The sequence below is a fragment of the Dolichospermum circinale AWQC131C genome (assembly GCF_000426905.1).
GTDB lineage: Bacteria > Cyanobacteriota > Cyanobacteriia > Cyanobacteriales > Nostocaceae > Dolichospermum > Dolichospermum circinale.
Genome location: NZ_KE384606.1, coordinates 62,460 through 66,677 on the forward strand (window position 1 = coordinate 62,460; position 4,218 = coordinate 66,677).

Annotated in this window: 3 protein-coding genes; 2 read left to right on the forward strand and 1 reads right to left on the reverse strand. The window is 37.8% G+C overall.

Annotated elements, in window-relative coordinates; genetic code table 11:
- Position 1: 1 nt before the first annotated feature.
- Positions 2 to 364, reverse strand: coding sequence for a phage holin family protein (locus tag ACIR131C_RS0109500; RefSeq protein WP_028090007.1), 363 nt, complete (start codon positions 362 to 364; stop codon positions 2 to 4).
- Positions 365 to 1,031: 667 nt separating this feature from the next.
- On the opposite strand from ACIR131C_RS0109500, the gene bchI reads away from it, so the two are divergent.
- Positions 1,032 to 2,150, forward strand: coding sequence for a magnesium chelatase ATPase subunit I (bchI, locus tag ACIR131C_RS0109505; protein WP_028083523.1), 1,119 nt, complete (start codon positions 1,032 to 1,034; stop codon positions 2,148 to 2,150).
- Between the two features lie 848 nt (positions 2,151 to 2,998).
- On the forward strand, positions 2,999 to 4,218 hold a 1,220-nt coding region (locus ACIR131C_RS26745), incomplete at its 3' end, for a leucine-rich repeat domain-containing protein (RefSeq protein ID WP_231395431.1).

The following is a 4,218-nucleotide window of genomic DNA, read 5'->3' on the forward strand; positions in this document are numbered from 1 at the left end:
GTTATACACCCAATAATTTGTAAATAATATTATTGATAATAGTAAGTGCAAAAGCACCTAAAATAGCACTCCAAATACCAAAACGCAAATAGAAACCATCTACCAACCAAGCAGCAATACTAAAACAAACAACAGCTATCATAAAAGTGAAGATACCAGATAATAAATCAAAACTGGCTAAACTTGGAACCACAAACAAAAGTTTGAGAATTGGCTTCACAAGTGCTGTAATAATACCTAAAACTGCTGCGGATAAAATCGCCTTTTCTGGAGTATCAATTTCCACTCCCAAAGGTAATTTACTAATAAAAAACAAACTAACAGCGGTGACTAACCAAACAATTAACAGCGTCGTAATATCCATTACCATAACCCCTGAAACGTAAATGGTGATTGGTGATAAATTACCTGGTTAACTTGGTTTCTGGATGTAAAAATCTTTGTAGCTTAACCAATTATTTACAAATTAACAGAAGTTTTTTCAAGAACTGCAATTTATTCTAAATATCTTTAGGTTTACTTTCCTTGTCAATCACATAATGTAACTAGGGAACAGGGAACAGGTAACAGGGAACAGGAAACAGGTTTTCCGCAATTTTACATTTCTTTAAAGAATGATTATAAGATTATTAGTCTTATTAAAAAACTAGAAAATTAATTTTTTTTCCTGTTAAGATTTCCCTTCACTCCACTTCTGGGTTTAGCATAACAAGTACCCAAGAACCCGGAATTTAATTAATGAAAAGTCCAGAAAAAATTATATTTAGGTGCTGCTGAATAAACTCTTAACCCATATAAATCAAAGCTTTGGGGCTGATAAAAAACAAAATAGGTGTCAGGTTTTTACAGGTAAAAGTCGCAAAAAATGTTGGGGTGTAGGGGCTGTACCCCCGTATCTGCCCCTTGAGTAGGAAATACGAAAACATTTGTTACCAACAGATAGCCCAAACTATTGCCTCTTGCCTACCCCGTCATCTCCCCAGATGTGTCAAAATAAGAAATTGTCATCAAAAATATTATAAGGTAATTTAGTGACTTCAACTGCTCAAGCTAGTGCGAGTGCGCGTCGTGCGGTCTTTCCATTTACAGCCATCGTCGGTCAAGAAGAAATGAAACTGGCGCTGCTACTAAATGTCATTGACCCCAAAATTGGTGGTGTAATGATTATGGGCGATCGCGGCACCGGCAAATCTACAACTATCCGCGCATTGGCGGACTTATTACCGGAAATACCTGTTGTTGCCAATGACCCCTTCAACAGCGACCCCAACGACCCGGACTTAATGAGTGATGAAGTGCGTCAACAAGTAGCCCAAGGGTTAGAAGTTCCCATTGCTCATAAAAAGGTGCAAATGGTAGATTTACCATTAGGCGCAACAGAAGACCGGGTTTGTGGCACAATTGACATTGAAAAGGCTTTATCTGAAGGTGTCAAAGCTTTTGAACCAGGACTACTAGCTAAAGCCAACAGGGGGATTTTGTACGTTGATGAGGTCAATTTGTTAGATGACCACTTGGTAGACGTTCTTTTGGATTCCGCAGCTAGTGGTTGGAATACCGTTGAACGGGAAGGAATTTCTATTCGTCACCCCGCGCGGTTTGTGCTTGTTGGTTCAGGAAACCCAGAAGAAGGGGAACTGCGTCCTCAATTACTCGACCGTTTTGGAATGCACGCGGAAATTCACACAGTTAAAGAACCAGCTTTACGGGTGCAAATTGTGGAAGAAAGAGGGGAATTTGACCAAAATCCTGCTGTGTATTTGGAAAAACACCAAACTCCCCAAATAGCATTACAACAGCAAATTGTCAATGCTCAGGAATTATTACCACAAGTTAATTTAGACTATGATTTTCGGGTGAAAATTTCCGAAGTTTGTTCAGAATTAGATGTGGATGGTTTGCGGGGTGATATTGTCACTAACCGCGCTGCTAAAGCCTTGACCGCTTTTGAAGGCCGGACAGAGGTTACAGTTGACGATATCCGTCGGGTAATTACTTTATGTCTGCGTCACCGTTTGCGGAAAGATCCCTTGGAATCTATTGATACTGGCTATAAGGTAGAAAAGGTCTTTTGTCGGGTTTTTGGTGTGGAACTTCCAGAAGATTCCTCACAAAAAAATGGTGCGGGAATGAAAGCGGGAGTGCGTTAGTGATCATCTGGAGACGTTCTGGGGAACGTCTCTAAAAACGTTAATTAACAACTAACAAATTAAGTAGGTTGGCGTTAAAAATTGTCCTTATGACAAGGGAACAGGGAACAGGCTTCGCCGTGAGCGTCAGTCGAACGGTTTTGGGCAACTTTACTTTTCATTACTGATGTCGGTTTTTTTCCGTTCACCTACTTACAACCTTGATCAGATTTGAAGATACTAGTATAATATTTATTGAAAACCCATTAGACATCTGGAGGTAATTAAATGTGCGTGGTTTGAAACCCTTGTAGAGACGTTCTATAGAACGTCTCTACATTCATTGAGAACGTCTCTACATTCATTGAAAACGTCTTTACATTCATTTTCGGAGATGTCTATTGACGATAATTAAGGTTTTTTATCAAAAAAAGCCCAAGCAGATTTTATCTAAAAAAATTCTACAAAAAATAGTTGAGAATTTCAAGCCCTGAAACTAACTTTTTTCGTCAACTTATTGAGAAAATTCTCAAGATTATTGAGAATATAGGGTACTAGTCCTTTTTTGCTAAAGAATGATTTAAATAACTTATTGGACATATTCAGATGTATAAGATTTGTAAATTTGTAGGTTGGGTTGAAGCATGAAACCCAACACTACACATAAAAACCTAGATTTGTAGGTTGGGTTGAAGCATGAAACCCAACATGAGCGTTGGGTTGCGCTGTCGCTTAACCCAACCTACAGAAAATGGACAAGGCATTGATAAGTCAAAGTTAAATTAATTCCTGAAAACTTTTAAAACTTTTGCTCTTGGTGTGATACAAAAAACACTATTATAAAAGACAATTATAACAGATAAAGAACTATGAAATTTTCCCAGGGATTAGGCGTAATTCTAGGGACAACAACCCTAGCTTTAGTACAATACCAACCCGTATCTGCTTTAACTGCTGTAGAGGTTAATGATATCGCTAAACCAATCACGGTGATGATTGGAGGACTAGATGGAAAAGGTTCAGGAGTAATTATTGACAAAAATGGTAATACCTACACTGTGCTGACAGCCAATCATGTGGTTAAAAAAGCGGGATATGGTCTTTATGAGATTATCACCCATGACGGGCAAAAATACCCCATGGAAAACAAAGCTCAAACTCTGGGAAAATTAGATTTAGCCTTAGTCAGATTTACCAGTTCTAAAAATTATCCTATTGCTAAAATTGCTGATTCTCGCACAGTTAAAGAGGGAGAAACGGTACATAATTCTGGATTTCCTATTCCTTCTAACACAAATAGTCAACAGCGAAAATACTTCTTTTTAACATCCCAAATTACAGCTAGAGGAACGGGAGAAAATCTGGGATATGATTTATTTTTAAGTGCAAGTCCAAGACCGGGGATGAGTGGGGGACCAATATTAAACGACCAGGGGGAAGTAATTGGTATTTATGGTAAAGCTGAATTTGGCAGAAGTGAAGGCGGGTTAGCAAGAGATGGGGTTCAGGGAATACCGACGGAAAAGTGGCCAGGTTATTTGATTGCTCAAACTTTTACAGAATGGTGTCAACAAAAAGCCAATTTATCTCAACAGAGAAGAAGAACGGTAGAAGTATTACTACAAGTTGCTAAAACCCAAAATTGTGATCAAGCTAATCAAACGCTGACTAATTTGACTGAGCTTAACCTTAACGGAAATCAAATTAGCGATATCAAACCTTTGTCTAATCTGACTAAATTGACTTACCTTTCCCTTGATAAAAATCAAATTAGCGATATCAAACCTTTGTCTAATCTGACTAAATTGACTTTCCTAGGACTTACGGTAAATCAAATTAGCGATATCAAACCTTTGTCTAATCTGACTAATTTGACTTGGCTTTCCCTTTGGGGAAATCAAATTAGCGATATCAAACCTTTATCTAATCTGACTAATTTGACTTCTCTTTACCTTATAGGAAATCAAATTAGCGATATCAAACCTTTGTCTAATCTGACTAATTTGACTTACCTTTCCCTTTGGGGAAATCAAATTAGCGATATTAAACCTTTGTCTAATCTGACTAATTTGACTTACCTTTCCCTTAC

Excerpts from the sequence above, each read along its gene's own strand:
- ACIR131C_RS0109500 (WP_028090007.1), bottom strand. The coding sequence starts at position 364 with ATGGATATTACGACGCTGTTAATTGTTTGGTTAGTCACCGCTGTTAGT.